The organism is Fodinicola acaciae (genome assembly GCF_010993745.1).
In the GTDB taxonomy this organism is placed as follows: domain Bacteria; phylum Actinomycetota; class Actinomycetes; order Mycobacteriales; family HKI-0501; genus Fodinicola; species Fodinicola acaciae.
Genome location: NZ_WOTN01000004.1, coordinates 258,713 through 284,151, shown reverse-complemented (window position 1 = coordinate 284,151; position 25,439 = coordinate 258,713). Strand labels below are relative to the sequence as shown.

General features: G+C 69.0%; 29 protein-coding genes. 16 read left to right on the top strand and 13 right to left on the bottom strand.

The window, feature by feature from the left end:
- The first annotated feature begins 53 nt into the window (after window positions 1-53).
- The 8 genes from GNX95_RS36635 (at window position 54) to GNX95_RS36600 (ending at window position 8,755) form a co-directional block, all read left to right on the top strand.
- Complete coding sequence (locus GNX95_RS36635; RefSeq protein WP_163512389.1) at window positions 54-635, top strand: hypothetical protein; 582 nt, start codon at window positions 54-56, stop codon at window positions 633-635.
- Window positions 628-1,326 (top strand): hypothetical protein, encoded by a 699-nt coding sequence (locus GNX95_RS36630; RefSeq protein WP_163512388.1) that lies wholly within the window; start codon window positions 628-630, stop codon window positions 1,324-1,326. The genes GNX95_RS36635 and GNX95_RS36630 overlap by 8 nt, the downstream gene beginning before the upstream one ends.
- Window positions 1,323-1,976, top strand: a complete 654-nt coding sequence (locus tag GNX95_RS42275; protein WP_187369757.1) for a hypothetical protein — start codon at window positions 1,323-1,325, stop codon at window positions 1,974-1,976. The genes GNX95_RS36630 and GNX95_RS42275 overlap by 4 nt, the downstream gene beginning before the upstream one ends.
- Before the next feature lie 168 nt (window positions 1,977-2,144).
- Window positions 2,145-3,965, top strand: coding sequence for a glycoside hydrolase family 3 protein (locus tag GNX95_RS36620; protein WP_222854223.1), 1,821 nt, complete (start codon window positions 2,145-2,147; stop codon window positions 3,963-3,965).
- A complete protein-coding gene (locus GNX95_RS36615; RefSeq protein ID WP_222854222.1) occupies window positions 3,962-4,816 on the top strand; it encodes an endonuclease/exonuclease/phosphatase family protein in 855 nt (284 codons plus the stop codon). The genes GNX95_RS36620 and GNX95_RS36615 overlap by 4 nt, the downstream gene beginning before the upstream one ends.
- Window positions 4,816-6,111, top strand: a complete 1,296-nt coding sequence (locus GNX95_RS36610) for an exo-beta-N-acetylmuramidase NamZ family protein (RefSeq protein WP_163512386.1) — start codon at window positions 4,816-4,818, stop codon at window positions 6,109-6,111. Before GNX95_RS36615 ends, GNX95_RS36610 begins: the two co-directional genes overlap by 1 nt.
- Window positions 6,108-7,856, top strand: a complete 1,749-nt coding sequence (locus tag GNX95_RS36605; RefSeq protein ID WP_163512385.1) for a serine hydrolase domain-containing protein — start codon at window positions 6,108-6,110, stop codon at window positions 7,854-7,856. The genes GNX95_RS36610 and GNX95_RS36605 overlap by 4 nt, the downstream gene beginning before the upstream one ends.
- 149 nt (window positions 7,857-8,005) lie before the next feature.
- Window positions 8,006-8,755, top strand: a complete 750-nt coding sequence (locus GNX95_RS36600) for a DedA family protein (protein WP_222854221.1) — start codon at window positions 8,006-8,008, stop codon at window positions 8,753-8,755.
- A 27-nt stretch (window positions 8,756-8,782) separates the two neighbouring features.
- Here the strand turns inward: GNX95_RS36600 and GNX95_RS36595 are convergent, their stop codons facing one another.
- Window positions 8,783-9,796: a medium chain dehydrogenase/reductase family protein gene (locus GNX95_RS36595; protein ID WP_163512384.1), complete on the bottom strand. Its 1,014-nt coding sequence runs from the start codon at window positions 9,794-9,796 to the stop codon at window positions 8,783-8,785.
- A 75-nt stretch (window positions 9,797-9,871) separates the two neighbouring features.
- On the opposite strand from GNX95_RS36595, the gene GNX95_RS36590 reads away from it, so the two are divergent.
- Window positions 9,872-10,522: a TetR/AcrR family transcriptional regulator gene (locus GNX95_RS36590; RefSeq protein ID WP_163512383.1), complete on the top strand. Its 651-nt coding sequence runs from the start codon at window positions 9,872-9,874 to the stop codon at window positions 10,520-10,522.
- On the opposite strand, the gene GNX95_RS36585 is transcribed toward GNX95_RS36590, so the two are convergent.
- The 6 genes from GNX95_RS36585 to GNX95_RS36565 form a co-directional block, all read right to left on the bottom strand.
- The gene (locus GNX95_RS36585) at window positions 10,515-11,150 is read right to left on the bottom strand and encodes a response regulator (protein ID WP_163512382.1); all 636 of its coding nucleotides are present in this window, start codon (window positions 11,148-11,150) and stop codon (window positions 10,515-10,517) included. The genes GNX95_RS36590 and GNX95_RS36585 overlap by 8 nt on opposite strands.
- Entirely contained in the window at window positions 11,147-12,271 is a 1,125-nt protein-coding gene (locus GNX95_RS36580; RefSeq protein ID WP_163512381.1) for a sensor histidine kinase, read from the bottom strand. Before GNX95_RS36580 ends, GNX95_RS36585 begins: the two co-directional genes overlap by 4 nt.
- 33 nt (window positions 12,272-12,304) lie before the next feature.
- Window positions 12,305-12,430 (bottom strand): hypothetical protein, encoded by a 126-nt coding sequence (locus GNX95_RS43950; RefSeq protein WP_281356999.1) that lies wholly within the window; start codon window positions 12,428-12,430, stop codon window positions 12,305-12,307.
- Window positions 12,427-12,645 carry a hypothetical protein gene (locus GNX95_RS36575; RefSeq protein ID WP_163512380.1) on the bottom strand — a complete coding sequence of 73 codons (219 nt, stop codon included), beginning with the start codon at window positions 12,643-12,645 and terminating at the stop codon, window positions 12,427-12,429. Before GNX95_RS36575 ends, GNX95_RS43950 begins: the two co-directional genes overlap by 4 nt.
- 93 nt (window positions 12,646-12,738) lie before the next feature.
- On the bottom strand, window positions 12,739-12,978 hold the full coding sequence (locus GNX95_RS36570; RefSeq protein ID WP_163512379.1) for a hypothetical protein: 240 nt from the start codon (window positions 12,976-12,978) through the stop codon (window positions 12,739-12,741).
- 7 nt (window positions 12,979-12,985) lie between these two features.
- Complete coding sequence (locus tag GNX95_RS36565) at window positions 12,986-14,125, bottom strand: inorganic phosphate transporter (RefSeq protein WP_246281903.1); 1,140 nt, start codon at window positions 14,123-14,125, stop codon at window positions 12,986-12,988.
- 127 nt (window positions 14,126-14,252) lie between these two features.
- Between GNX95_RS36565 and GNX95_RS36560 the strand changes: the two genes are divergently transcribed.
- From GNX95_RS36560 to GNX95_RS36545, 4 genes are all read left to right on the top strand, one after another.
- On the top strand, window positions 14,253-14,594 hold the full coding sequence (locus GNX95_RS36560; protein WP_246281902.1) for a metalloregulator ArsR/SmtB family transcription factor: 342 nt from the start codon (window positions 14,253-14,255) through the stop codon (window positions 14,592-14,594).
- Entirely contained in the window at window positions 14,591-15,082 is a 492-nt protein-coding gene (locus GNX95_RS36555; protein ID WP_163512376.1) for an SRPBCC family protein, read from the top strand. The genes GNX95_RS36560 and GNX95_RS36555 overlap by 4 nt, the downstream gene beginning before the upstream one ends.
- 358 nt (window positions 15,083-15,440) lie before the next feature.
- Window positions 15,441-16,313 carry a TIM barrel protein gene (locus GNX95_RS36550; protein ID WP_163512375.1) on the top strand — a complete coding sequence of 291 codons (873 nt, stop codon included), beginning with the start codon at window positions 15,441-15,443 and terminating at the stop codon, window positions 16,311-16,313.
- Window positions 16,314-16,325: 12 nt separating this feature from the next.
- Entirely contained in the window at window positions 16,326-17,963 is a 1,638-nt protein-coding gene (locus tag GNX95_RS36545; RefSeq protein ID WP_163512374.1) for a hypothetical protein, read from the top strand.
- Here GNX95_RS36545 and GNX95_RS36540 read toward each other — a convergent pair whose 3' ends face one another.
- A complete protein-coding gene (locus tag GNX95_RS36540; RefSeq protein WP_222854220.1) occupies window positions 17,964-18,989 on the bottom strand; it encodes a questin oxidase family protein in 1,026 nt (341 codons plus the stop codon).
- Between the two features lie 57 nt (window positions 18,990-19,046).
- Here GNX95_RS36540 and GNX95_RS36535 point away from each other — a divergent pair, with 57 nt between their 5' ends.
- The gene (locus GNX95_RS36535) at window positions 19,047-19,343 is read left to right on the top strand and encodes an ArsR/SmtB family transcription factor (protein WP_163512373.1); all 297 of its coding nucleotides are present in this window, start codon (window positions 19,047-19,049) and stop codon (window positions 19,341-19,343) included.
- Between the two features lie 64 nt (window positions 19,344-19,407).
- Here the strand turns inward: GNX95_RS36535 and GNX95_RS36530 are convergent, their stop codons facing one another.
- The 4 genes from GNX95_RS36530 to GNX95_RS36515 all read right to left on the bottom strand — a co-directional run bounded on the left by GNX95_RS36530 (window position 19,408) and on the right by GNX95_RS36515 (window position 22,036).
- The gene (locus GNX95_RS36530) at window positions 19,408-19,854 is read right to left on the bottom strand and encodes a DUF6319 family protein (protein WP_163512372.1); all 447 of its coding nucleotides are present in this window, start codon (window positions 19,852-19,854) and stop codon (window positions 19,408-19,410) included.
- Between the two features lie 126 nt (window positions 19,855-19,980).
- Window positions 19,981-20,517: an orotate phosphoribosyltransferase gene (gene pyrE, locus GNX95_RS36525; protein ID WP_163512371.1), complete on the bottom strand. Its 537-nt coding sequence runs from the start codon at window positions 20,515-20,517 to the stop codon at window positions 19,981-19,983.
- A gap of 9 nt (window positions 20,518-20,526) precedes the next feature.
- Window positions 20,527-21,132, bottom strand: coding sequence for a hypothetical protein (locus GNX95_RS36520; RefSeq protein WP_163512370.1), 606 nt, complete (start codon window positions 21,130-21,132; stop codon window positions 20,527-20,529).
- A 76-nt stretch (window positions 21,133-21,208) separates the two neighbouring features.
- Window positions 21,209-22,036 (bottom strand): hypothetical protein, encoded by an 828-nt coding sequence (locus GNX95_RS36515; protein WP_163512369.1) that lies wholly within the window; start codon window positions 22,034-22,036, stop codon window positions 21,209-21,211.
- A 217-nt stretch (window positions 22,037-22,253) separates the two neighbouring features.
- Between GNX95_RS36515 and GNX95_RS36510 the strand changes: the two genes are divergently transcribed.
- Together GNX95_RS36510 and GNX95_RS36505 are read left to right on the top strand one after the other, a co-directional pair.
- Window positions 22,254-23,420, top strand: coding sequence for an acyl-CoA dehydrogenase family protein (locus tag GNX95_RS36510; RefSeq protein WP_163512368.1), 1,167 nt, complete (start codon window positions 22,254-22,256; stop codon window positions 23,418-23,420).
- 4 nt (window positions 23,421-23,424) lie between these two features.
- A complete protein-coding gene (locus GNX95_RS36505) occupies window positions 23,425-24,525 on the top strand; it encodes an acyl-CoA dehydrogenase family protein (RefSeq protein ID WP_163512367.1) in 1,101 nt (366 codons plus the stop codon).
- A 4-nt stretch (window positions 24,526-24,529) separates the two neighbouring features.
- On the opposite strand, the gene GNX95_RS36500 is transcribed toward GNX95_RS36505, so the two are convergent.
- Window positions 24,530-25,423: a TIGR03621 family F420-dependent LLM class oxidoreductase gene (locus tag GNX95_RS36500; RefSeq protein WP_163512366.1), complete on the bottom strand. Its 894-nt coding sequence runs from the start codon at window positions 25,421-25,423 to the stop codon at window positions 24,530-24,532.
- Window positions 25,424-25,439 lie beyond the last annotated feature (16 nt).

Here is a 25,439-nt window from a genome sequence, read left to right as displayed (position 1 = left end):
TCCAGACACCCTCTGAACCGAGGGGAGGAGTCATCCGAGTCAGCGGCGTTCCGATGCGTGTCATCGTGACCGGTGTCGGCGTCGCGGCGATGTTCGGACTCGGATGGTTGACCAACCCGGTCGGTCAGTCGGTGGTCGCCGCCGACATCCCGCTGCCGACCAGCCTCTGCCGGGCGATCGGGCGCGAGCTGCTCAACCAGCTGGTCCCCGAGGCCGGCATCCAGAAGGCCGACAACAAGCCGGTCACCGACCAGTATTCGAGCGTCACCTGCCACGTGGCGACCGGCCCGAACGTGCCGCGGCAGACGCCGCGGGCCGACCTCTCGGTCATCGTCAACCGCTATCGGGGCAGCGACGCCGTCGCGCACGCTGAGGCGATGCTTGCGTACGACCGGCAGGTCGACCACCGCAGCGCCGCCTATCACCTGATCTCCGGCGTCGGCGACGAGGGTTATCTGACGCACGGCGTCAAAGGCGGCAACGACCCGGTCACCTCCAGGGTGGTGGCGCGCGCCGGCAAGGACATCGTGACGGTCCGCTACACGGTCGTCGCCGCGTCCCAGAAGCTGACCGACCGGACGGCCACGCTGCTCGCGCAGCAGGCGCTGTCGCGGGTGGCGGTGGGCCGTGATTAAGCCGGCGAAGCTGGTGGTGCCGGCGGTTATCGCGGTGCTGGTGCTGACCATCGCGTACTTCTCCGGCGCGCTGGTCCACTCCGCCATCGAGCGGCCGTCCGACATCGTACGAGCCGTGCCGGAGCCGTCCATGAGTCCGTCGCCGCCGTTCGTGGGCTACACGCCGACCAACAAGCCGGCGAAATGGACGCCGCCGGCACGCCTGCAACCGCTGGTCGGTCCGGTGTTCCCGGACAACGCCAAGGTCGGCGTACGCAATGACCTCAACCTGCCCTTCGCGTTCAAGCTGCCGGGTGGCTGGGTCTGCGTGCCGCTGACCACCGACGCGAGCTACGGCGTACGCGCCGACTGCGTGAACAGCGGCGCGACGACGTTCACCATCCAGCTGCGGATCATGGCCCGTGACTGCGTCAACGGCTGCGGCACGGCCGTACGCGACCAGCTGGCGCGGCACGGCTGGCCAGCCGCGTGGGCTCCGCCGGCCGGTGTGTCCTGGACGGTCGCCGACATGGCGGCGCAGTACGCGCAGGTGACCGCCGCCGCGCGCTATCACCTGTGGGTCTCGCTGATCGCCAGGGCAAACAACGACAAGGCGCGGATGCAGGTGGCGGTGGCGATCGACGGTCCGGTCGCCGACACCGTCCTCATGCAGCAGATCGTCAACGACATCCGGATGCAGGCGCAGCGATGAACCGCCGGTGGATCGTCCTCGCAGCGGCCGCCGTGGCGGTCGTGGTCCTCGCCGGCATCGGCTGGTACGCGCTGTCGCGGCCGGCGAGCCAGCCGACCACGGCTCCGGCGACCTCCAGCCGGCCGACGCCGTCGCCGACGCCCTCTCCGACTCCCTCGCCGACACCGAGCGACCGCCCGTCGCCGTCCGGATCGCCGAGCCTTCCCGGCACAGCGGCGGTCAACGCGGACGCCCTGCCGGCGCTGCCGTTCGACGTCGTGCTGCCGGCGACCTGGACGTGCCAGCCGGACGGCGCCGGGCTCGGTGTGTTCAGCTACGAGTGCGCCAACAGCTCCGACCCGGCCAAGGTGACCGACCGGCTGCGGCTGGTCTGGCGGCCGTGCCCGGAGGACTGCAACATCCTGCGCCGCAACGTGCTGACGGTGGACTGGCAGGTGGCCTGGTTCGGCGAGGTGCGCCGGCTGGTGCAGGTCGACATCGACACCGCGACCGCGGAAACGCAGTCGTCGGCCAGCTATTTCGCCGCGCTCTCGCGTTTCACCAAATTTGACGATTCGCCGTATCACTACGCGGTCGTGGTGGAAGGACCGGTTGCCGACCGTACGCTGCTTTCCGCGATGGCGACGACCATCCGGACGAACGCCGGCTGACATCCGCGATTTTCTGCTCTATTTCGGGACAAGTTAGGTGATTCTGCCCGGCGCTGTCATTGACCGCCGGCACCGCTGAAGGTAGCTTTCGAACGTCTCGCACGTAGAGGAATTTAGTTTCCTCGCCGTATTCCGCGTCGTCGCTCTGCTTCCGGCTGGGAGGCATTCTTGTTCCGCGCTGGTTTTGTGCTGTCCAACAACAAAATCCGGCGGCCGGTCGCGGTGGTGGCCGCGCTGGCCGCGTTGCCGCTGACCGGTGCCGCGGCGACCTCGCACACGCCGACCGCGGTCGCGATGTCCGCAATTGGCCACATGACGCTGGAAGAAAAGGTCGGCCAGCTTTTCACGACGCACGTGTACGGTCGCACCGTCGACTCCGCCGATCCGGACAACGTCAAGGAGTTCGGCCTCGCGACGCCGCGCGAGATCGTGCAGAAATACCACCTTGGCGGCATTCTCTACTTCGCCTGGACGCACAGCGTCGACAGTCCGCAGCAGGCCGCCGGTCTGTCCAACGGACTGCAGCGGGCGGCGATCGGCTCCGGCGCGCACCTGCCGCTGCTGATCTCGATCGACCAGGAAGGCGGCATCGTCGCCCGGATCGGACCGCCGGCGACGCAGTTTCCCGGCAACATGGCCACCGGCGCCGGACGCAGTGCCACCGACGCGCGTACGACCGCGCGGATCCAGGGCCAGGAGCTGAAGGCCGTCGGCGTCACACAGGACTTCGCGCCGGTCGCCGACGTCAACGTCAACCCGCTCAACCCGGTGATCGGCGTACGCTCCTTCGGATCCGACCCGCAGCTGGTGTCGTCGATGGTGTCCGCTCAGGTCACCGGATATCAGCGAGACGCGCGGATTTCCGCCACCGCCAAGCACTTCCCCGGGCACGGCGACACCGCGGTCGACAGCCATTACGGCTTTCCGGTCATCAACCACACGCGCCAACAGTGGGAACAGATCGACGCTCCGCCGTTCAAGGCGGCGATCGCCAGCGGCATCGACGCGATCATGACCGCGCACATCCAGGTGCCGGCGCTGGACAACTCCGGCGATCCGGCCACGCTGTCCAAGCCGATCCTGACCGGCATCCTGCGCGGTGAGCTCGGTTTCCGCGGCGTGATCGCCACCGACTCGCTCGGAATGGCCGGCGTACGGCAGAAATACGGCGATGCGCGCGTGCCGGTGCTGGCCCTGAAAGCCGGCGTCGACATGCTGTTGAACCCGCCGGACCTGGACGTGGCGTACAACGCCGTGCTGGCCGCCGTACGCTCCGGCGAGCTCACCGAGAGCCGGATCGACCAGTCGGTTTTCCGCATCCTGCTGCTGAAACTCAAGCAGGGCGTGCTGACCCGGCCGTACGTGGACGCCTCGCGCGTGCCGCAGGTGGTCGGCACGCCGGCGCATCTGGCGGCCGCGCAGGCGATCACCGATCGCACGGTCACGGCGATCAAGAACGACGCGAAGCTGTTGCCGCTGACAACCGGCGCCCGCAAGGTCCTGGTGACCGGCTGGGGTGCGAGCACGCTGCCGGCTTTGGCTGGTGCGCTTGGAAAACGCGGTGCCACGACGCGGGTCGTGGAGACCGGCGCGACACCTGCCGACACGTCGATCGCCACCGCCGTCGATGCCGCGCAGGGGTCAGATCTCACCGTTGTGCTGACCATGAAGGCGTTCGACACGAAGGTCACCAATCCGACCGGTACGCCGACCGATCCCGATGGCCGGCAACAAAAGTTGGTCCATCACCTGATCGCGACCGGTAAGCCGGTCGTCGTGGTGGCGGTGCGCGATCCGTACGACATCGCGTATCTCACCGAGGCGCAGACCTATCTGGCCACCTTCTCCTATGGCGCCGGGTCGATGGAATCACTCGCCCGCGTGCTGTTCGGCGAGGTCAGGCCGGCCGGCAAGCTGCCGGTCGCGATCCCGACCGCCGGCGACGTCGACAAGCCGCTCTATCCCTACGGTCTTGGACTCTCATGGTGAAACGCGCCGCCGTTTTCCTGCTGTCACTGCTGATTGTCGTCGGCCTGGCGCCGGCGAGCGCGTCGGCGCACGGGTTTTCCGTGCCGTTGCGGGTGTTGTCTTACAACATCCACGCCGGCGCGGGCGAGGACAACGTCTATGACCTGTCGCGTACGGCGGCGGCGATCGCGTCGACGCACGCCGATGTCGTTGGCCTGCAAGAGGTTGACGTGCACTGGGGTGCGCGCAGCAACTGGGACGACACCGCCACCGCACTCGGCCGCCGGCTGCACATGTTCGTACGGTTCGCGCCGATCTACTCGCTCGACCCACCGGCCGCCGGTCAGCCGCGGCGCGAGTTCGGCGTGGCGATCCTGTCGCGCTATCCGATCGTCTCGTTCACCAACCACGAGCTGACCAGGCTGTCGACGCAGGAGCCGAATCCGACGCCGAAACCGGCGCCCGGTTTCGGCGAGGCGGTGATCGCGACGCCGGGCACGCTGGTGCACGCGTACGTGACGCATCTGGACTATCGCTCGGACCCGGCCGTACGCCGGATGCAGGTCGCCGACACGCTGAAAATCCTTGCCGAGGACCGGAAAAACGCGCGGCAGCTGCTGATCGGCGACTTCAACGCCGCGCCGACCGCACCGGAGATCGCTCCACTGTGGACGCGGCTCACCGACACCTACGGCACGGCCGCCGGCTTCACCTATCCGGCCGGCACACCGACGATCCGGATCGACTACGTGGCCGCCTCGGCCGGCATCACGGCGCGGCACGCGGTCGTCCCGGACAGCTTTCTGGCGACAACGGCGTCCGATCACCGGCCGATGCTCGCCGACCTTTCCGTACCAGTGGGAGGATTGTGATGGCAGGACTGGGTCGAAGGGCCGTGCTCGGCGCAGCGGTCGGTGGCGCGGTCGGCGTCACCGGTGCGGTCGCCGCGCCGGCGTTGCCGGCGGCCGCCGGGTTGCCCGGCTGGGGACGCGTACGCACCGGAGCGGAGGTCGCGGCCGCCGCCAACTGGTCGATGTTCGCCGGGCAGAAGCTCGGCGTGATCTCCAACCCGACCGGCGTGCTGCCGGACTACAGCCACATCGTCGACTCGATGGTCACCAACAAGAAGCTGACCATCGCCGGAGTTTTCGGTCCGGAGCACGGTTTCCGCGGCAGCGCGCAGGCCGGCGGCTCGGAGGGGACCGGCACCGACGCGCGGACCGGACTGACCGTCTACGACGCGTACGGCGCCAACATCAACAAGTTCAAGACGCTCTTCGACAAGGCCGGCGTCGAGACGGTCATCTTCGACATCCAGGATGTCGGCGCCCGTTTTTACACCTATATCTGGACTCTCTACAACTCGATGGCCGCGGCCGCCGCGACCGGGCGGAAATACGTCGTCCTCGACCGGCCGAACCCGGTCGGCGGCGAGGCCGACGGTCCGTTGATGCGACCGGGGTTCACCTCCGGCGTGGGCCTCAAACAGATCGTGCAGCGCCACGGCATGACCGTCGGCGAGTTGGCGCGGTTCTACGACGGTGAGTTCCTGCAGGCCGAAGTCGGCGCGAAACTCGGAAAGAACCTGTCGGTGATCCGGTGCACCGGCTGGCGCGCCAACATGCTCGCCACCGAGACCGGCGTGCCGTGGGTCCCGCCGTCGCCGAACATGCCGACGCAGCAAACCGCGCAGGTGTACGTCGGCACCTGCTATTTCGAAGCCGTACCGCTGTCCGAAGGTCGCGGCACCACCCGGCCGTTCGAGTTCATCGGCTCGCCGGACCTGGACTACAAGTTCGGCGACCGGCTCAACGCCAGGAAACTGCCGGGCGTACGCTTCCGCGAGGCCTACTTCGTGCCGAGTTTCGAGGACCAGGCGGGCAAAACCTGCGCCGGTGTGGAGGTCACGGTGACCGACCCGCACCGTTTCCGCGCGATCGAGACGGCGGTCGCGATGCTGATCGAGGCGCGGAAATACCCGAACTTCAGCTGGGTGCACAGCGGCAGCCAGTACTGGCTCGATCTGTTGTCCGGCTCGGACCGGCTGCGCTCGCAGATCGACGCCGGCGCGGAGGTGGCCGAGATCGTCGCCTCCTGGAAACCCGAGGTCGCCGCTTTCAACCGACAGCGCGCGCCGTACCTACTCTACGGAGGACGGTCTCGATGAGACGAAGCATTGTTCGCGTCGCGGCGCTCGCGATCGGTGTGACCACCGCGGTTTCCGCGACACTGAGCGGCGCGCAGCCGGCCAGCGCGTACGGGTTCCATCGCGGATTCGACCAGCCATACGGCGGTTTCGCCTCGCCGTGGACGACCCTGCGCACCGGCAGTCCGGCGCGGGCCGGCCTGACCGCGAGCGAGATCGACCAGCTGCGGCCGCAGCTGAGCGCCTACCTTGCCAAGCAGGCCAACGGGTTCCCGCTGTTTCCCGGGGCCAGCTGGATCGTCGGCCACGACGGTGTGCTGGTCGACAAGGAGGCCATCGGATCGGCGGTGAAATACGCCGACGCGACCAACGAGCTGCCGCCGGAGCAGCAGATTCCGGCGCGCACGAACACGATCTACGACCTGGCCAGCATGACCAAGCTGTTCACCTCGATCGTGATCGTGCAGCTGATCCAGAGCGGCAAGATCGGCCTGGAGACGCCGGTCGCGCAATATGTGCCGGAGTTCGCCGACAATGGCAAGCAGGACGTGACCGTACGGATGCTGCTGACGCACACGTCCGGTTTTCCGGCCTGGCTGCCGCTGTGGAGCACCTATCCCGACCCGGCCTCGCGGATCGACGCGGCCGTACGCGCGAAACTGACGCACGCGCCCGGCACGTTCTATCTCTACTCCGACCTGAACATGATCAACCTCGGTGTGCTGGCCGAGCGGGTCACCGGCAAGAAGCTCGACCAGCTGGTCCGCGAGCGGATCACCGGCCCGCTCGGCATGAAGGACACCATGTACAACCCGCCGGCCTCGCTCAAGCCGCGGATCGCCGCCACCGAATACGAGGCGAACCCGCCGCGCGGCATCGTGTGGGGAAGCGTGCACGACGAAAACGCGTGGTCCTTCGGCGGTGTTTCCGGCCATGCCGGCCTTTTCTCCACGGTGGACGACCTGGCGATTCTGGCCCAGACACTGCTCAACGGCGGCACGTATCGTGGCCACCGCATTCTGGCGGAGAAGTCGGTGAAGATGCTGTTCACCAACTTCAACCCCGGTTTCACCGATCCGGAGGCGCAGCACGGCCTCGGTTTCGAGCTCAACCACCGGTGGTACATGGACGCCCTGTCCAGCCCGACCACCGCGGGCCACACCGGCTTCACCGGCACGACGATCGTCATCGACCCGATGTCGCACACTTTCGAGATCCTGCTGACAAACCGCGTGCATCCGGTGCGCAGCGGACCGTCGATCAACCCGGCGCGGCGTACGGCGGCACGGCTGGTCGGTGAGTCGCTGCCGGTCGGTCCGGCCGAAGGCCGCGACGAGTGGTTCTCCGGCTATGGCGACAACCGTATGTCCGGGCTCACCCTGGACGTGCCCAAAGCCGGCCGGCTGGACTTCGACCTCTTCGTGGACACCGAGGCCGACTCGGACATCCTCAGCCTGACCGTCTCGACCGACAACGGCGCCACCTGGACGGCGTTGCCGTTCAAGGTCAGCTCGCCGGTGGTCGGTGGCAAGGCCTACGACAACGGCCAGATCTCCGGCTTCTTCGGCCGGCGCTGGATGACCGCGACCGCCGACATCCCCGCGGCCGCGCTCGTACGGTGGCAATACAAGACCGACCCGTCGGAAGAGGGCCGCGGCGTCTACGTCGACGGCATCCGCGTACGCGCTGGCTACCGCACGGTCGCCGACGCCGAGCGCCAGCCATGGCTCCTGCAGGCCGACGGCTTCACCCGCACCGACCACTGATCCTTCGCCGCAACGCCTCGTTATGAGCGGAATCCGCCCGTAACGAGGCGTTGCGGCTTTTCGAGCCCCACTAGGGGTATGGTCGATTTCTGAGGAGCGGCTGAGGCCGGCGGACCGGATGGACCGGCCGGCCAGGTAGCCTTGTAACGGTGAGCCTCCGCGATTACGCCACGCAGCACGTGACCGACACCCTTGCCACGAAGCAGGGGCTGTCGTTCAACCCGCTGGATCCGAAGGACTACATCCAGGCATTCGGCCTTTTCGGTGTTTACGCCGTCCTTTTTGCTGAAACCGGCCTGCTGATCGGCTTTTTCCTGCCTGGCGACACGCTGCTGTTCACCGCCGGCATCGCCACCACCAGCATCGCGACCAAGGCGTTCGGCCTGCAGCTGAGCCTGCCGCTGTTGCTGGTCGGCTGTCCGGTCTTCGCCATCGCCGGCGCGCAGCTGGGCCATTTCCTCGGCGCCAAGTTCGGCCGCGCGATGTTCGACCGGCCCAACTCGGTGATCTTCCAGCGCAAGTACGTGGACAAGGCGGAGGGGATCTTCAACAGGTTTGGCCCGGGCAAGTCGGTGGTGCTCGCGCGGTTCATCCCGCTGGTGCGGACGTTCCTCAACCCGGTCGCCGGCGTGCTGGAGATGTCGGCCAGGCGGTTCTTCGTCTGGAACGTCATTGGTGGCGTGCTGTGGACCGACTCGATCCTGCTGATCGGCCACTTCCTCGGCGAGAAGGTCGGCGCGGCCTTCCCGATCGAGAAGTTCATCCTGCCGGTGGTCGCCACCGTGGTCGTGCTGTCGGTGATCCCGGTCGTCATCGAGCTGGTCAAGAACAAGCGCGCGCAGCGCCGCGAGGCCGAGGCCGGCGAACACCAGCCGAAGCACGCCGCCGACCGCGCTTAGGGTCTGTTTCGAAACAGACCGTAGGGCCTAAGGCGTCAGCACGACCTTGCCGGTGACCGTGCCGGACTCCGCCACGCGTACGGCCTCGGCGACCTCCGCCAGTGGAAAGCGTGCGGCCACCTGCGCGGTGAGGTCGCCCGCCCGCATCGCCCGCAGCACCTGGCCGAGGTCTTCTCGCAGCTGGTCCCGGAACCGCGCGGTGCCCCGGCCCGCCCAGATGTTGTAGAAGAAGGCCCGGCGACGGTTGGGCAGCGCGTTCCAGATCACGACGCGGAGCAGGATCTTGAGCACCGGCCACTGCTTGGAGCCGGTGTCGTCGCGGGTGGTGGCGCTGCCATACGAGACGAGCGTGCCGCCGGGCGCGAGCAGTCGCCACGAGTCGACGACACTACGGCCGCCGAGGTGGTCGAAGACGGCGTCGACGCCGTTCGGCGCGATCCTGCGTACGGCCGCGGGCACGTCTGAGCGATAGTCGATCGGCGTGACGCCGAGACCGCGCAGCCGGTCGTGGTGGCGCGGTGCTGCCGTACCGATGACGCGTACGCCGGCATGCCGCGCCAGCTGGACGAGCGTCGAGCCGACGCCACCGTTGGCGCCGTGCACCAGGATCGTCTGACCGGCGGCGATCCGGGCCTTGCGATGCAGCATCTGCCACGCCGTGATGCCGTTGACGACGACCGTCTCAGCGTCGACGGGGTCAAGGCCGTCCGGCACCGGCACCACGTCGGCCGCCTCAGCGAGCACATGTGTCGACCAGCCGCCGACCTTGGTCAACACAGCGACCCGGCGGCCGGTCAACGCGGCATCGACGCCATCGCCGACCGTCTCGACCGTCCCCACCAGGTCATATCCAGGGACGAACGGAAACGGCGGCTGGTCGTAGTAACGGCCGCGGCGCATCTGCTGCTCGGCGAAGGACACGCCGGTCGCCTCCATGCGGATCAACACCTCGCCAGCCGACGGCGTCGGCGCCGCAGCCGTACGCAGTTGCAGACCCTCCGGCTCCACCACCCCTGGCAGCACGACCTCGAGCATCTCCATAGCCTCTCGCTAGAGTTAGAAGTTATAACTAGAGTATGATGACCTCACATTCACGATGTCAAGCAAGGGGTCGCCATGGCCGGTCCACGGCAGCGCTATCGCGAGCAGGTACGCGACGAGATCAGGACGCACGCGTGGAGCCAGGTCGCCACGACCGGTGCGTCGGCGCTGTCGCTGAACGCGATCGCCAAACAGATGGGGATGAGCGGTCCGGCGCTCTATCGCTACTACGCCGGCCGCGACGAGCTGATCACCGAGCTCGTGCTCGAGGCTTACCGCGACCTGGCCGACGCCTGCGAGGCCGCGGCCGCGTCAGCTCGTACGCCCGCGGCCAAGCTCTCCGCGCTGGCGCAGGCGACCCGCGAGTGGGCCGTCGCGGAGCCGCATCGCTATCTGCTCATCTACGGCACACCGGTGCCCGGCTATCACGCGCCACCGGAGGCCACCGCGATCACGGCACGCATGATGGCCGTGCTGGTCGACGCCTTCGCCCAGCTCGCCCCGCCGGCCACGTCCGCGGCCGCCGCGGCCTTCGAGAAGGACCTGGCGACACATCGCGCGTGGTCTCCGGACGACGGCGTGTCGGAGGCCGTGCTGCGCCGGGCGCTCGTCTTCTGGACGCGGATGCAGGGCGTGCTCAGCCTGGAGATCGCCGGCCATTTCACCGGCATGACCTTCGATCCGGCGCTGCTCTATGCGGCCGAGGTCGAGGCCGCGATCAGCTGAGGTCGTGGTCGTACGCGTAACGAGTGGCGTCGGCGCGGTTGCGGGCGCCGATCTTCGCGAACGCGTTGTTGATGTGGGTCTTCACCGTCGCCTGGCCGATGAACAGCTGCGCGGCGATCTCGGCATTGCTGAGGCCGCGGCCGATCAACGCGAGAATCTGGCCTTCTCGCTCGGTCAGTCCGTCCGGCAGCTCGCGTTTCGCCGGTTCCGCGCGGCTCAACGCCGCGACCAGCCGCGCCGACACCGCCGGATCGAAGGTCGACTGGCCGGCGGCGGCCGACCGGACCGCGGCGGCGATCTCCACCCGGCCGGCGTCTTTGGTGAGATATCCGCGCGCACCCGCCTGCAACGCGGCGGCGATGGACGAGTCGTCGTCGTACGTCGTCAGGACCAGGACCGCGGTTTCCGGATAGCGAGCGGAAATCTGCTTCGTGGTGTCGACGCCGTCGAGCACCGGCATGCGCAGGTCCATCAGCACCACGTCGGCCGGCGTCTCGGCGAGTCGCGCCAGCGCGTCCCGCCCGTTGCCAGCGTTGCCGACCACCTCGACGTCGTCGAGCATGTCCAGCAGTGCCACCAAACCCTCGCGCATGAGCTGCTGGTCGTCGACCACGAGCACGCGGATCACACCGGCACCTCGGCGACCACCTGCCAGCACTCGCCGTCCCAGCCGGCGCGCAGTTTTCCTTCCAGCAGGGCGATCCGCTCGCGCATGCCGGCGAGGCCATAGCCGTTTCCGGTCTCCTCGGCCAAAGCCGGGTTGCGTACGACCAGCCTGACCCAGCCGTCCGCGTACGCCAGCGTCATCGCGACCGGCGCACCCGGCGCGTGTTTTGCCGCGTTGGTCAGCGCTTCCCGAGCCGTACGCAGCAGCGACACCTCGGCCGCCGGCGACAGCGGCACGGGCTCGCCGGTCGTCTGGAAGTCCACCTCGACATCATGGTCGCGCGCGTACGCACCGGCCAACTCGGTCAGCGCGTCGGCCAGCGGCGGGATGTCCGCGCGCAGCGCGGCCACCGCGGCGCGTGCCTCGGCCAGGCCGTCGACGGCGAGCCGGCGCGACCGGCGTACGCGCGCGAGTGCGTTTTCGACGTCTCCGCGCTCGCTCAACAATGCCTCCGCGACATCGAGTTGCACGCTCAGCGCACCAAGCGAATGCGCGAGCACGTCATGCATTTCGCGAGCGATCCGTGCGCGCTCGTCGAGTGCGGCCGCACGTGCCTTCTCGCGCTGTGCCAGCCGCGTCTGCACGAGCAGGTCCTGCGTCTGTTGCGCGTGGATCCGGTATTGCCGGCGGGCCAGGCCAAACGCGCCGAGCACCACCAGGACCGCGATGTCGCTGACGATTTCGGTGGCACCGCGACCAAACAGCGTCAGTCCGGCGATCGCGACGGCGATCTCGGCAACGCTGACCGCGACGACGACCCACACGCGTACGCGAATGTGCGCCGCCAACACCGCGAAGGGAATGCACACCGCGAAAACCGCGGTGTTGTCGCGCGTCGGTCCGAGCAGCAAGGTCGGCAGCGCCGAGGCCGCCACCAGACCAATCGCCGCGGGGACAGGCCAACGCGGATCGCCGACCACGTAGAAGATCCAGGCGGCGAAGGCGACCAGCAGCACACTCCAGCCGAGCAGCGGCGGACCGCCTGGCCGCGCCAGGATCAGGTTGGCCACCAGCAACGCGGTGCCGAGCAGTCGCATCGCCAGGCCGGTTTCCGGGTCGGCGCTGCCGAACCACTGGCGCATCCGCGCGACGTACCGGTTCAACCGCGACCCCGATTACTTCACGAACTTCTTGTACAGGAAAGCCAGTACGAAAAGCAGGACGATGACACCGACGAAAATACCCGCGCCGATCAGCAGGCGCTCCATGAGGATCTCGAACAGGATGTCGGAGGCGTTCATTTCTTCTCTCCGATCCGCTGCTCGATGACCGACGCGATGCCGCCCCGCTCCTTGAGCTTCTGCCGGAGGATCGGCTCCAGGAACGCACGTACGCGATCCCACAGCTCGAGTTTCTTGAGGATCACCATGGCCACGAAGCCAAGGATGATCAGGCCGACCGCGACCGCGCCGACATAGACCATGCGTAGCAACAAATAATCGAAAAGGACCTGCATCTGCGCCTCCTGAGCGTCGTTGACGGCTCTGACGCTACGGACGGAGGTGGGTGGAGTTGGACCATCCGCGGGTGGAGAAGGAGGTGGAGATCGTCAGCCCTTGCTGAGCATGACGACCACGCCGTAGACGATCGCGGCGGCGCAGGCGAGGAAACAGGCGACGGCCGGCACGTACCAGCCCGGCCTGCCGTCCTCGGCCTTGCCGTCGTTACGCGCGCGCAGCGGCGGTGCCTTGCTCAACGACACGATGCCGAGCGCGAACAGCGTGACGATCACGACGCCGGCGACCAGCGAGGTCAGTACGACGACGCCGAGTGTTCCCCATTCGATCATGTCGGCCTCACACTCCAGCGGCGGTCGGGACCGGCTCGGACGCCGAATCGACCGGATCGTTGACGTTTCCGGCGTCGACGGTGTTGCGCCGCGACAGCAGCCAGATGCCGAGCGCGAACGCGGCCACCACCGCGGCCATGATCCACACGCCGGCGGCGCCGAGTGCGCTGGCGCCCTGGCCCACCAGCGCGCCGACGATGGCGGCGGCCGGCAGCGTGAGGATCCAGGCGACCGCCATCTTGCCGGCGACCGACCACCGCACCCGGGCCAGCCGCTTGCCCACGCCGGCGCCGATGATGCCGCCGGAGCAGACGTGCGTTGTGGAGAGCGGAAAACCGGCGTGCGACGAGGCGAGGATGACCACCGCCGACGAGGTCTCCGCGGCGAAACCCTGCGGGCTCTCGATCTCGGTCAGGCCCTTGCCGAGCGTACGGATGACCCGCCAGCCGCCGATGTAGGTGCCGAGCGCGATGGCCAGGCCGGCGCTCAGGATGACCCAGACCGGCGGCGCCGAGCCGGCCGGCAGCAGGCCGCCGGTGATCAGCGCGAGCGTGATCACTCCCATGGTCTTCTGCGCGTCGTTCGTGCCGTGCGCGAGCGACACCAGCGAGGCCGAGGCGATCTGGCCGACCCGGAAACCGGTCTTCACCGTCGACTGCCGCTGCCGGTCGGTGAGGACGTACGCCACGTAGGTCGCGACGCCGGCGACGAGCGCGGCCAACAGCGGCGATACGACCGCCGGGATCAGCACTTTGGACACGATGCCGCCGAACTTCACCGCGGCCGGACCGAGCGCCACCAGGGTCGCGCCGACCACGCCGCCGATGAGCGCGTGCGATGAGGAGGACGGCAGGCCGAAATACCAGGTGACGAGGTTCCAGGCGATCGCGCCGACCAGGCCGGCGAAGACCACCTGCGGCGTGACGACCTTGGCGTCCACCACGCCGGAGGCGATGGTCGCCGCGACCGAGATGGACAGGAAGGCGCCGACCAGGTTCAGCGTCGCCGACACCAGCACGGCGATCTTCGGTTTCAGCGCGCCGGTGGCGATCGAGGTCGCCATCGCGTTGGCCGTGTCGTGAAAGCCGTTGGTGAAGTCGAACGCCAGTGCGGTGACGACGACAACGATGATCAGACCGGTAGTCACCCTCATATGGAGCGCCGCGGGCCGCGCGTACGGCAACCGCCGCAATCAGAGTTCATCTGGCTGTTGCTCACAGGTCATGCGGAACATAGACAAAGGCGACATGTAACCAATGTGTTACGCTTTTGCCGTGCGAGCAGCGAGCGCCATCGCGGATCCGGTCCGCCGCCGGATCCTCGTGATGCTGCGCGACTCGCGGCGTACGGCCGGTGAGATCGCGGCGTCCTTTGACATCAGCCGGCCGGCGGTGAGCCGCCACCTGCGCGTGCTCCGCGAGTGCGGCCTGGTGCACGACGAGCTGGTCGGCCGCGAGCGGATCTATCGGCTCGACCCGGCGCCGCTGGACGAGATCGCCGAGTGGATCGACCAGTTCCGCCGGCCGGCGGACTGGGAGCACCGGTTCGACGCACTGCAGACCGAGGTTTACCGCGCGCGTCGCGAGCGTGCGCAGGATCGGGAGGAGACGGGATGAAGCCGACTGGACGGTTGTTGGCCGGTGGCGACCTGGAGATCACACGTACGCTCCGCGGCTCCGTCGACGACGTGTGGGCCAGCCTCACCGAGTCGTCGCGGACGGCGCGCTGGTATGGCCCGTGGCGCGGCGAGGCCGGCGTGGGGCGAACGGTCGAGGTGCAGATGTCGTACGAGGAAGGTGCGCCCTGGTGCGACCTGCGGATCGACGCCTGCGAGCCGCCGCGCCATCTCGCGCTCTCGTCGAGCGACCAGTTTGGCAACTGGCGGATGGAGGTGTGGCTGACCGGCCAGGGTGACTCGACCGGCCTCCGGTTCGTCCAGCACCTGGACCCGGCCGGCATCGGCGCCGACGAGGTCGGTCCCGGCTGGGAGTATTACCTGGACATGCTCATGGCGGCGCACCACGACACCGCGCTGCCAGATTTCGCCGACTACTTCCCGGCCATGCGGGCGTACTACAAGGAGCAGGCCAACCAGCTGCCATAGCGAACGCCGACCGCACCGATTTACCCGCTACGGCGCGAAACTGTCATACCCCCATGGCACTTTTGACCCCCACCCAGTGCTCGGGGCGGGGGGTGGGTCGAGAGGCACCCCTGACAAACATTTTCGAGATGGGAACGTCCTCACACCCACCCCCCACCCGGAATGGGTGGGGGCAACATAATCGGTGGGGTACGACAGTTTTGCGGTGGGGGCGGCGTGTCGCGGGGGCCGACACGCCAAGCGGGCGGAAGAACTGTGCGAAAGGGTGAGCCGGACGTTTCGCCGGGGGTGGCAGCGGTCGGATAGCCTCACGCTGAAAGATCCGACGGCGTGAAGCCACCTGACGACTTGGAGCCACATGTCCGGGCCGAAAATCGCGGCGGCACCGATCTCGTGGGGGGTCAGCGAGGTCCCCGGCTGGGGACACCAGTTGGCGCCGCGGCGGGTGCTCGCCGAGATGCGCGAGCTCGGCGTGACCGCGACCGAGGCGGGTCCGGACGGGTTCCTGCCGGCGGACGGCCCGGCCCTCAGAGCCGCGCTCGAAGCCGAGTCGCTGACCCTGGTCGGCGGTTTCACTCCGCTCGTCCTGCACGAGGCCGGTTGGGATTGGCGTACGCCGTTGGCCGCGTGCATCGAACGGTTCACGGCGGCTGGCGGCGACTCGGTGGTGCTCGCCGCGGCGACCGGACGGGACGGCTACGACACGCGTCCCGAGCTGTCCGCCGAGCAGTGGAAAACGCTGCTGGCGACGGCTGACGCGGCCGCCGCGGTCTGCGCCGAGGCCGGACTGACGGCCAGCCTGCATCCACATGTCGGGACGGTCGTCGAGCAACCCGCGGAGATCCAGCGCGTGCTCGACGGCAGCGGTGTCCCGCTGTGCCTGGACACCGGCCACGTGGCGTGCGGTGGCGGTGATCCAGTCGAGCTCGCGGTCCGGCACGCGGACCGGATCGGCCACGTCCATCTCAAGGACGTCGACGCCGACCGGGCCGGCCTGGTCGCGACCGGAAAACAGCCATTCAGCGACGCCGTCGCCGACGGCGTCTTCCGTCCGCTCGGCGCCGGTGACATCGATGTCGCGGCCGTCGTTCGCGCGTTGGGCGCGGCGGACTACCGGGGTTGGTACGTACTCGAGCAGGACATCCAGCTCGCCAGCGCGCCAGAGGGAGAAGGGCCGAAAACCGATGTCGCCGTCAGTGTTGCCTACCTGCGTACGCTTCTGGAGCAGTGAGCGGGTGGGGTCGTGAGCACCCCGGAACCAGGCGACCAGCCAAGCCAGAGCAGTCCGGACAGCCAGCCGCCGACGACCTCCGTGCCGGCCAGCCAGCCAGCGGAACCGTACGCGTCCAACCCGTATGGCACGCCGCCGCTGAGCACCAGCAAGGAAGAGCCGGCCAGCGGCTCGTTCACCACGCCGCCGGCGCCCGCACAGGAGACCGCGCAGCAGCAGGCGTACGGGACGCCGTCATCGTCGACGGTCGACCCGTACGCCGCGCAGACGTGGGGCCAGCAGCAGTGGGGTCAACAGCAGCCGACCAGCGGCTATGGCACGCAGCAGCCGTCCAGCGGCACGCCGTACGCGGCACCGACATCTGGCACGTCGTATCCGACCCAGCAGACCTCCGGTGCCTCTTACCCGACGCAGCAGACCTCCGGCGGCGTGCCACCAGTGCCGCCGGTCCCGACGCCCACCAGCGGCTATCCGGCCCAGCCGACCACCGGCTATCCGGCCCAGCCGACCAGCGGCTATCCGGCGAACCAGCCGACCTCCGGCTGGGGACCGGGAGGACCACCGCCGCCGGCGCAGCGCAACAAGGCGATGATGCCGCTGCTGCTGGTCGGCGGCGGCATCCTGCTGGTGCTGATCCTGGTCGCCGTCTCCATTCCGGTGATCGTGCTGCTGACCCGCGGCGACGACCCGGTCGACACGGCGCGCAAGTTCCTGGACGCGTTGCGCGCGAAGAACGTGACGACCGCTCTGCAGATCGCGCGGCCGACGACCCAGCCGACCAGTGCCGACGTGTTTCTCACGGCGGACGCGCTCAGCACCTCGTGGCAGGTCGCCTCGCTCGAGGACGCCGGCGACCCGAATGCCGGTGACAACAAGAAAGAACGGCTGGTCGCGGTACGGATCACCAGTGGCTCGGTGAGCGGCAGCGGCTATCTCTCGCTGGTCGAGGACCAGAACCCGCCGTCCGGCCAGTCGCACTGGCGGATCCCGGAGCCATACACGCGCGTCCTGCTCAACGCGCCGAAAGCCCTGAGCTACATCTCGCTCAACGGCAAGTCCTTTCCGGCGACGCTGACGGCCACCACCTACAACGTCTTCCCCGGCGTCTACACGCCGGCGTCGCTGGTGCCGTCGTACGTGACGGTGTCCGACCAGCCGTTGGTGGTCGCCTCGGCCGGCAACTCGAAGGCGGCGACCACGCAGCTCCCGCTGCGCGCGACGATGGGTACGGCGGCGACCGATGTCTATCTGTCGCAGATCCGCGCGCACATCCAGGGTTGTGCGGCGCAGGCCGTCGCGGCCCCGACGCCGCCCAGCTGTCCGATGAAGCTGGCCGACCCGCGCCGGTTCACCAGCGGCAACGTGACGCTGACGCGTTACAGCAACCTGCACTGGACGATCAGCACGCTGCCGTCCTTCGGCACACCGGACCAGAGCACCGACGGCAGCTTCATGGTGTCGACGAGTACGCCCGGGGTCATCACCATCCGCGGCGACGGTGTCGCGGTCGGATCCGGTGACGGTTACACGTTCCGCGTCACCTGCAGCATGAACCCGAGCTACCTGATCGTGCCGGCCCCGCCAAACTCGATCACCACGATGGCCACCAGGGGAAGTCCGGTCGACCCCAACACCGCCGCCACCTGCTGATCAGGCGGCGTACATGCCGCGGCTGGCGGCGTGCAGATACGTCGGATCGCCGGTCGTGGCGTGCTCGCGCAGGCACGCCTCGGCCAGCTTGATGGCGTGCGCGTCGCCGCTCGCGACCGCGTTGGCGACCGAGACGGCCGGATCCTGCGGCGCGCCGACGGGTGCGTCGTCGCGCGGTTTCCCCTGTGCGAAGGCGGCAAAAAGCGCCGCGCCGACGTGCCAAAGCGCGTCGTGCGTCGGCCGCCAGACCACCTCCGGCAAATGCGGCAGGATCGACCGTACGGCGGTCGGCGCGGTCACCGCGTGCACCAGGCCGATCGGCTCGTTGCGTCCAAAGTGGACATACACGTCGGCGAACGTACGCGTCAGCGTGCCGAAAGCGGCGTTGATCGCGACCGGTGGTCGCAGCGCGGCGACGCCGTCGGCAAACTCCGGCAGCCGCACGAGCGGTCCAAGCTGGTCGAGGATCAGGCCGTTCTCGGCGACCGCGGTGGTGGGCAGCGCGGCAAGCGCCTCAGCCGGCGTCTTCTCGCCGGCGAGCGGCCCGGCGCCCGGCAGTTCGACGTATCGTGCCGACCAGTATGCCAGGCCGCTGGCCAGCTCGGCCATCCGTTGCGGATTGTGTTCGTCGTCGGCCAGGCCGCGGACCGCCTGCGACGTACGAATCACGCCGTGTGTGGCGCCGGCGACCATGCCTGGCACCAGCCGCGGCCACCACTGAGCCAGCACCGCGCGCCACGGCGCCTCGGCCAACTGGTCGGTGAAGTACGCGCGCCAGTCGCCGACTCTCCGATAGTCGCCGAGCGCGTCGCGCCAGCCGTCCTCGGTGATCCGGTCGCTCGGCCGCGCCGGCTCGTCGAGCAGCGCCAGATAGCCGTCGACCCACGACTCGACCGCGTCGGCGCAGCCGAGTCGTACGAGTGCTTCGGCCACCATCGGGCCGTGGTTGGACAGCCCGCCGCGAAACTCCGGACCGGTCCGGGACAACCGGTCGAGGGCCTCGTCCAGCTCCGGTGACGCCACCATAGCGCGCCTCCTATATCGGCATAGCCCTATATTGGCACCTGCCGTTAAGCTAACACCATGCTCGACGAGGTGGAAGTCCTGAAGGCGCTGGCGCATCCGATCCGGCTCGGCATCGTCCGCCGGCTGGCTCGCGAGCCGGACACCTGTGCCTGCGACTTCACCGACTACTTCGAGGTCTCGCAGCCGACCATCTCGGGTCATCTCAAGGTGCTGCGGACGGCCGGCGTGGTGCGTACGCGGCGGGACGGCACGACGATCTGCTATTCGCTCGTGCCGGAGGCGGTGGACGCGGTGGCCGGCGCGCTCGGTGCGATCATCGCCGACGTACGCGCTGGCAAGGCCGCGCGCAGATAAGGCGCCCGCGGACGAATCCGCAGGCGCCCTGTGATCAATCGGGACCCGATTGTCCCGACCGGGATCAGCCGGTTTCGCCGTCCAGGCTGGCCAGTGCCGCCTGTGCCGCGGCCAGCTCGGCCTGCAGCTGCTCGACCCGGCTGCGGTGCTGCTCGCGAGCGGTCTCCAGGATGCCGTCGATCGCCTCGGCGATGTCGGGGTGCAGGTCCTTGGCGGCGGCGACCACCGCCGCCGCGGACACCGCCAGCTCCGGTACGACCCGGGTGGTGCCGTGGACGACCTCGGCGCGCCAGTCGGCGCCGTCCTCGGAGCCGGTCACCGTCAGCGTCAGCGCGACCTGGCGGGTCTTGCGTGCCGTGCTCTTGCGCGGCCGGCCACGGGTCGGCTTGTCGGCGGACTCGGCCTCCGCGGTGGCCGGCGTGTCAGCGGTCGCGGAAGCGGTCGCCGGCGTGTCCATCGTCGTGTCCTCGGCTGCGGACTCCAGACGCTCGGTCGTGCTCTGCTCGGCCATGTTTTCCTTTCCATGACAAATGGTGTGACCCGGCGTCCGCACGTGTGCCGAGCCGGGTCCCGCGCGGCACAGAATACGCTGTCACTAGAACGCGTGTTCGATAAGCCCGGGCCTCGGCGTGTCGCGTCAGGACAGGCCGAGGTCCTCGCGGCTGAAGGCGGCGCGATAGTCCAGGCCGGCCGCGCGTACGACGTCGCCGGCTCCACGGTCGACCACGACCGCGACTCCGCACACCGACGCGCCAGCCTCCTTCAGTGCCTCGACGGCGGAGAGCACGCTGGAACCGGTCGTGGAGGTGTCCTCGACCGCCAGAACGCTCCGGCCGGCCACCTCCGGTCCCTCGATCCGCCGCTGCAGGCCGTGCGCCTTGCCTTCCTTGCGCACCACGTACGCGTCGAGCTTGCGGCCGGCCGCCGCGCCGGCGTGCAGCATCGCGGTGGCGACCGGGTCGGCGCCGAGGGTCAGTCCACCGACCGCGTCGTACGACCAGCCGTCGGTCACCTCCAGCATCACGCGGCCGATCAGCGGTGCGGCGGCGTGGTGCAGCGTCACCCGGCGCAGGTCGACGTAGTAGTCGGCTTCCTGACCGGAAGAGAGCGTCACCCTGCCGTGCACCACGGCGAGGTCGCGGATGAGGGCCAGCAGTTCGTCGCGATCGGGCACGAGCACACACTAACGCCGGAGAAACCAGCGCGCCGACGAAGGCAGCACCAGCGCCACCGCCGCCACGCCGATCATCAGGATGCTCATGCCGGTGAGCACCTGACCGACCGCGTTGGCCGCCTGCAGGTCTTCCGGCGCCGGCGTGCCGGCCGTGCTCAGGAACGCCACGACCTGGCCGATCAGGAAAAGCCAGGACAGGATCGTGGCGAGGATCCACGGGATCCGCCGGCGCCGCATCAGCAGCAGCGCGAACACCGCGATCACCACGCTGATGAGCAGCTGCACGAGCGCCATGCCGAACAACGTGACGCGTACGAAGGTCGGGATGTCGAACGGCAGGTCAGGTGTCAGCTGCTGGAGCTGGCGCTGCGTCTCGGCGACAAAGGCGTCCTGATTGATCACCACCAGCGCGAAGGACACCACGAAGACGGCGATGTCGGCGATCAGGCACAGGCCGGCGAGCGTCACCGCGGTGGGCCGGCCACCGCTCACCGGTGGGCCGGACTGCGGTGTCAGCGGTTGCGGGGACGGAAACGGGACTCCGGCGCCGCCACGGCCAGGCACGTCGTACGGCAGGCCGCTCGGCATCGACTCACGGTCGTCCCGATATGACACCCGCACCCTCTCCGCACGCCTACGCGCGCACCCTACCGTGCCTCATCGGGCAGCGGCGAGGGTCGCGCGCGTACGGTCAGGTGCGGTTGCGGATCCAACGTCCGGTCGACGGCAGGACCAGCATCACCACACCGGCGGCGATGACTAGGATGAGGATGCCGTTGAGCGCGTTGCTGAGCGCACTGGTGCCGGCGCCGGCGGGCACGACACCGCCAAACGCCAGCAGGCCAATCTGCGCCACCAGCCAGACGATCGCCAGCACCAGGGTGAACGTGCGCGCGCGGCGGCGCAGCACGAACAGCGCCATGACCGCGAGGAACAGGCTGAAGGCGACCTCCGCTCCGCCGAGCACGTACACCACGATCCGCACGAACTGCGCGACGCTCTCCGGCGTGAAGCCGGCGAAGGTGGAGTCCTTGATCGCCATCTTGGTGATGTCGTCCTGGGTCAGCAGGAGCAGGCCGAAGTTGAGCAACACGATGGCCAGCTGGGCGATCAGGCAGCCGACCGCGCCTTTGACACTGGCCGGCCGGGCGTTCGACGGCGGCGCCGGTGGCACGGACGCCGGCATCCCGGCGGCCGGCGAGGCGGGAGCCCATGGCGCGTTCGGTGTCTGCGGGCTGCCGGTGCCGATCTGGCCAGGCACGTCGTAGCCAAGGTCGCCGCTCGCCTGGTAGTCGGCCGGGTCGTAGTCGTCGCCATAGATGTCATACGGCACGCCACCGGTCGCCTGGTCCGGATATCGCTGCGGATAGTCGGCCGGCGCATATGGCACGTCGCCGGTGGTCTGGCCGGTGTAGGCCTGCTGGGGGTTCGGCCGTGGATGGGACATCTCACCACTGGAGTCGGGGTTGGACGGCATCTGACGCGTTTCGCCGCCGCCATGATCCTTGTTGTACGACACCGAATTCCCTCCGCCGGCAGGCGTGTGCTTACGTTCCGGTCGCACCGGCGGTGCGGAAATCGCGCTCCGAGCGGTGGCAACTGGAGTGTTCTGCCGCGGCTCGGGCGGCGCGGCTACTAGCGTAAGCAGCGGCTGCGTACGCTGATCCGGAAATTGCCCGCGGTGATCCGGGACGCTGCCCGATAGCGCACGGGGCTCGGTGAGAGGGAGGAGACGAGTGGATCTGTCCGACACCGCCGACGAGGCGGCCTTCCGGGACGATCTGCGTGGTTGGCTGGCCGCGAACCTGCCGGCCGACTGGGGCCAGCGTACGCCAGAACCGGGCCGCTGGGACGAGGATTTCTCCCGCGCGTGGAGCAAACGGCTGTTCGACGCCGGCTATGCCGGGCTGACCTGGCCGGCGAAGTTCGGCGGTGGCGGGAAGCCGCCGTCCTTTCAGGCGATCTATCTGGAGGAGACGGCCAGGGTCGGCGCGCCGGACCACATCGGTGTGATCGGTCTCGGCATGGCCGGCCCGACGATCATCGCGCACGGCACCGACAAGCAGAAAGCCAAGCACCTCAAGGCGATCCTGTCCGCCGAGCAGATCTTCTGCCAGGGTTTCTCCGAGCCCTCCAGCGGATCGGATCTGGCCAGCCTGCGCACCAAAGCGGTCAAGGACGGCGACCATTATGTGGTGAACGGCCAGAAAGTCTGGTCGTCGTACGCGCACATCGCCGACTTCTGCATCCTGCTCGCGCGCACCGACCCCGAGGCCGAAAACCACCGCGCCCTCACGTATTTCCTGCTGGACATGAAATCCGAAGGCGTCACGGTGCGACCGCTGCGGCAGATCACCGGTGACCCGGAGTTCAACGAGATTTTCCTGGAAGAGGTGAAAATCCCGGCCGACTGCGTGCTCGGCGAGGTCGGCGCCGGCTGGCGCGTCGCGATGACCACGCTGCTGCACGAGCGCGGCACGCTCGGTTTCGCGTTGACCGCTCGGCTCGACGTGGCGCTGCAAAACCTGATGGCGACCGCCCGGCGCACCGGTGCCGACGCCGACCCGCTGACCAGGGACCGGCTCGCCGGCCTGTGGATCGAGATGCAGGGCCTGCGTTACACCGCCTACCGTTCGCTGGCCGGGCTGGCGCGTACGGGGGTGCCGGGGCCGGAGGCGTCGATCACGAAGCTGCGTTGGTCGGAGACCAACCAGCGGCTCACCAAGCTCGCGCTGGAGCTGCTCGGACCGGACGCGCAACTGGACGGCGAGGACGGTTTCTGGTCCGGCTACTGGCAATACCAGCAGTTGCGCAGCCGCGGCAACACCATCGAAGCCGGCACGTCGGAAGTGTTGCGTAGCATCGTCGCCGAGCGCGTACTCGGCCTGCCGCGGTCTCGTTAGGAGAGTGTCCACAGTGGATTTCGCCTTTTCCGACGAGCAGGAGGCGCTGCGCTCGACCGCGCGCGACTGGCTCGCCGACCGTTGGCCGGTCGAGCGGATCGTCGAGTGGATCGGCGAAAAAGCCGCCGAGAAGGCGGCCGACGAGAAAAACCAGAAGAAGGCCGAAAAGCCGACGCCGGACCAGGCATGGGACGAGCTCAGCCAGCTCGGTTGGCTGGACGACGACCTGACCGTGCTGGATCTCGCGGTGATCGCCGAGGAAGCCGGCTATGGCCTGCTGCCGGTGCAGTGGCTGATGCACGTGTCGATGGCCGCGCCGGTGCTCGGTGGCCGCGGCGGCAAGACCTCGACGATGGCGTGGGCCGACAGCGGCGCGCTGACGCTCGCGCATGCCGCCGTCTCGGTGGACTGCCGCGCCGAGGAGGCTGGCGACGGCTGGCGGTTGTCCGGTGTGAAAACCCGGGTGCCGGCGGCCAACACGGCACAGTACGTGGTCGTCGTGGCGCAGGCCGAGCCCGGCGTCGGCCTGTTCGTCACGCGTCCGGACGCGCGCCGGCTGCGGCTCATGTCCACTGTGGACACCACCCGGCCGTACGCGGAGCTGACGCTGGACAACACGCCGGCCGAGGTGGTGGTGGAGCCGGGGCGCGCGCGGCCGGTGCTCACCGCCGTACGCCAGCAGACCGCGGCTTTGCTTGCCTGCGAAGGTGTTGGCGTCATGCAGCGCGCACTGGACATGGCTGTGTCACACGCGCGGCAGCGTGAGCAGTTCGGCCGGCCGATCGGCTCGTACCAGGGCATCGCATACCAGCTGGCCGACGTCTACACGGATCTGCAGCTGGCGCGCTCGCTCGCGTATCGCGCCGCCTGGTCCGTACACACCGGCGCCGACGACACCGAGGAGGCGGTCGCGGCGGCGGCCGCGTGCGTCAGCGAGGTGGCGCCGGCCGGCTGCGAGCGCGCCATCCAGAGCATGGGCGGGATCGGCTTCACCTGGGAGAATCCGTTGCAGCGCTGGTACAAGCGGGCGCAGTGGATCGCCTCCTGGGAAGGCTCGGCGTCGCAGTGGCGCGAGGAGCTGGCCGCCTGGCTGCTCGACGCCTGACCCCTCAGCCCTTGATGGCGGCGATGACCTTGGCCATGTCCTCGGCCAGGTGCTGGTGGCAGGAGATGTAGGTGAAGCCATAGCGGTCGCGCCGCTCGTGCAGCTGCTCGACGATCTCCTCCACCGAGCCGATCAGCACGGTCGGCGTACTCAGGATCTCGGCCGGATCCATCCCCTCCAGCCGATCGGCGGACAGCCGTGCCGCGGCCGCCGCGCGGTCGTCGGTGATCTCCACCGCCTGGATGAGGACGTTGAGCTCGATCCGGTCGAAGCGGTCGCCCGCGCGGTCGCGCAGAAACGCCATCCGCTCGTCGGTCTCGGCGGCGGTGGCCAGCCGGAACGTGCCGGGCGGCTGGCCTTTCTGCTGCCACAGGCCGCCATAGCCGAAGATGTCGGCGTGCTCGGCGGCCAGCTCCAGCAGGCCGTCGCCGGTGCCGGCGATCAGCAGCGGCGGCCGCGGCCGTTGGACGACGGCCGGCAGGTGGTCGGGGTCGGTCAGCAGCTCGTCGAGGCGTACGACCGTCTCGCGCAGCCGCTGCACGCGCTTGCCGACCGGTTCCCACTCGATGCCGGCCAGGTCGAACTCCGACTTCATGTGACCGGCGCCGACCCCCAGCTCCAGCCGGCCACCGGACAGCCGGTCGACGCTCGCCGCCTCGCGCGCCAGCAGCGCCGCGTTCCAGAAGCCGATGTTGAGCACGAGCGTGCCGACCCGCAGCCGCTCGGTGGCGTCGGCGGCCGCCATCATCACCGGAAACGGCGACGGCGACTGCAGGTGGTCCGGCAGGTGCAGGGTGTCGAAGCCGCTGCGCTCGGCCCAGCGGCAGTGCTCGACGAAGGTGTCCCGGTCCTGGATCTCGCGCTGGTTGAGCCCGAACCGGAATGCTCGCGATGTCATGTCGCGACCCTATGCC

Coding starts and splice junctions, on each gene's coding strand:
- GNX95_RS36580 (WP_163512381.1), bottom strand. CDS start 12,271: ATGCGCCAGTGGTTCGGCAGCGCCGACCCGGAAACCGGCCTGGCGATG.
- GNX95_RS36550 (WP_163512375.1), top strand. CDS start 15,441: ATGTCCGGGCCGAAAATCGCGGCGGCACCGATCTCGTGGGGGGTCAGC.
- GNX95_RS36570 (WP_163512379.1), bottom strand. CDS start 12,978: ATGATCGAATGGGGAACACTCGGCGTCGTCGTACTGACCTCGCTGGTC.
- GNX95_RS43950 (WP_281356999.1), bottom strand. CDS start 12,430: ATGAACGCCTCCGACATCCTGTTCGAGATCCTCATGGAGCGCCTGCTG.
- GNX95_RS36605 (WP_163512385.1), top strand. CDS start 6,108: ATGAGACGAAGCATTGTTCGCGTCGCGGCGCTCGCGATCGGTGTGACC.
- GNX95_RS42275 (WP_187369757.1), top strand. CDS start 1,323: ATGAACCGCCGGTGGATCGTCCTCGCAGCGGCCGCCGTGGCGGTCGTG.
- GNX95_RS36540 (WP_222854220.1), bottom strand. CDS start 18,989: ATGGTGGCGTCACCGGAGCTGGACGAGGCCCTCGACCGGTTGTCCCGG.
- GNX95_RS36610 (WP_163512386.1), top strand. CDS start 4,816: ATGGCAGGACTGGGTCGAAGGGCCGTGCTCGGCGCAGCGGTCGGTGGC.
- GNX95_RS36635 (WP_163512389.1), top strand. CDS start 54: ATGCGTGTCATCGTGACCGGTGTCGGCGTCGCGGCGATGTTCGGACTC.
- GNX95_RS36590 (WP_163512383.1), top strand. CDS start 9,872: ATGGCCGGTCCACGGCAGCGCTATCGCGAGCAGGTACGCGACGAGATC.
- GNX95_RS36575 (WP_163512380.1), bottom strand. CDS start 12,645: ATGCAGGTCCTTTTCGATTATTTGTTGCTACGCATGGTCTATGTCGGC.
- GNX95_RS36555 (WP_163512376.1), top strand. CDS start 14,591: ATGAAGCCGACTGGACGGTTGTTGGCCGGTGGCGACCTGGAGATCACA.
- GNX95_RS36530 (WP_163512372.1), bottom strand. CDS start 19,854: ATGGCCGAGCAGAGCACGACCGAGCGTCTGGAGTCCGCAGCCGAGGAC.
- GNX95_RS36500 (WP_163512366.1), bottom strand. CDS start 25,423: ATGACATCGCGAGCATTCCGGTTCGGGCTCAACCAGCGCGAGATCCAG.
- GNX95_RS36595 (WP_163512384.1), bottom strand. CDS start 9,796: ATGGAGATGCTCGAGGTCGTGCTGCCAGGGGTGGTGGAGCCGGAGGGT.
- GNX95_RS36535 (WP_163512373.1), top strand. CDS start 19,047: ATGCTCGACGAGGTGGAAGTCCTGAAGGCGCTGGCGCATCCGATCCGG.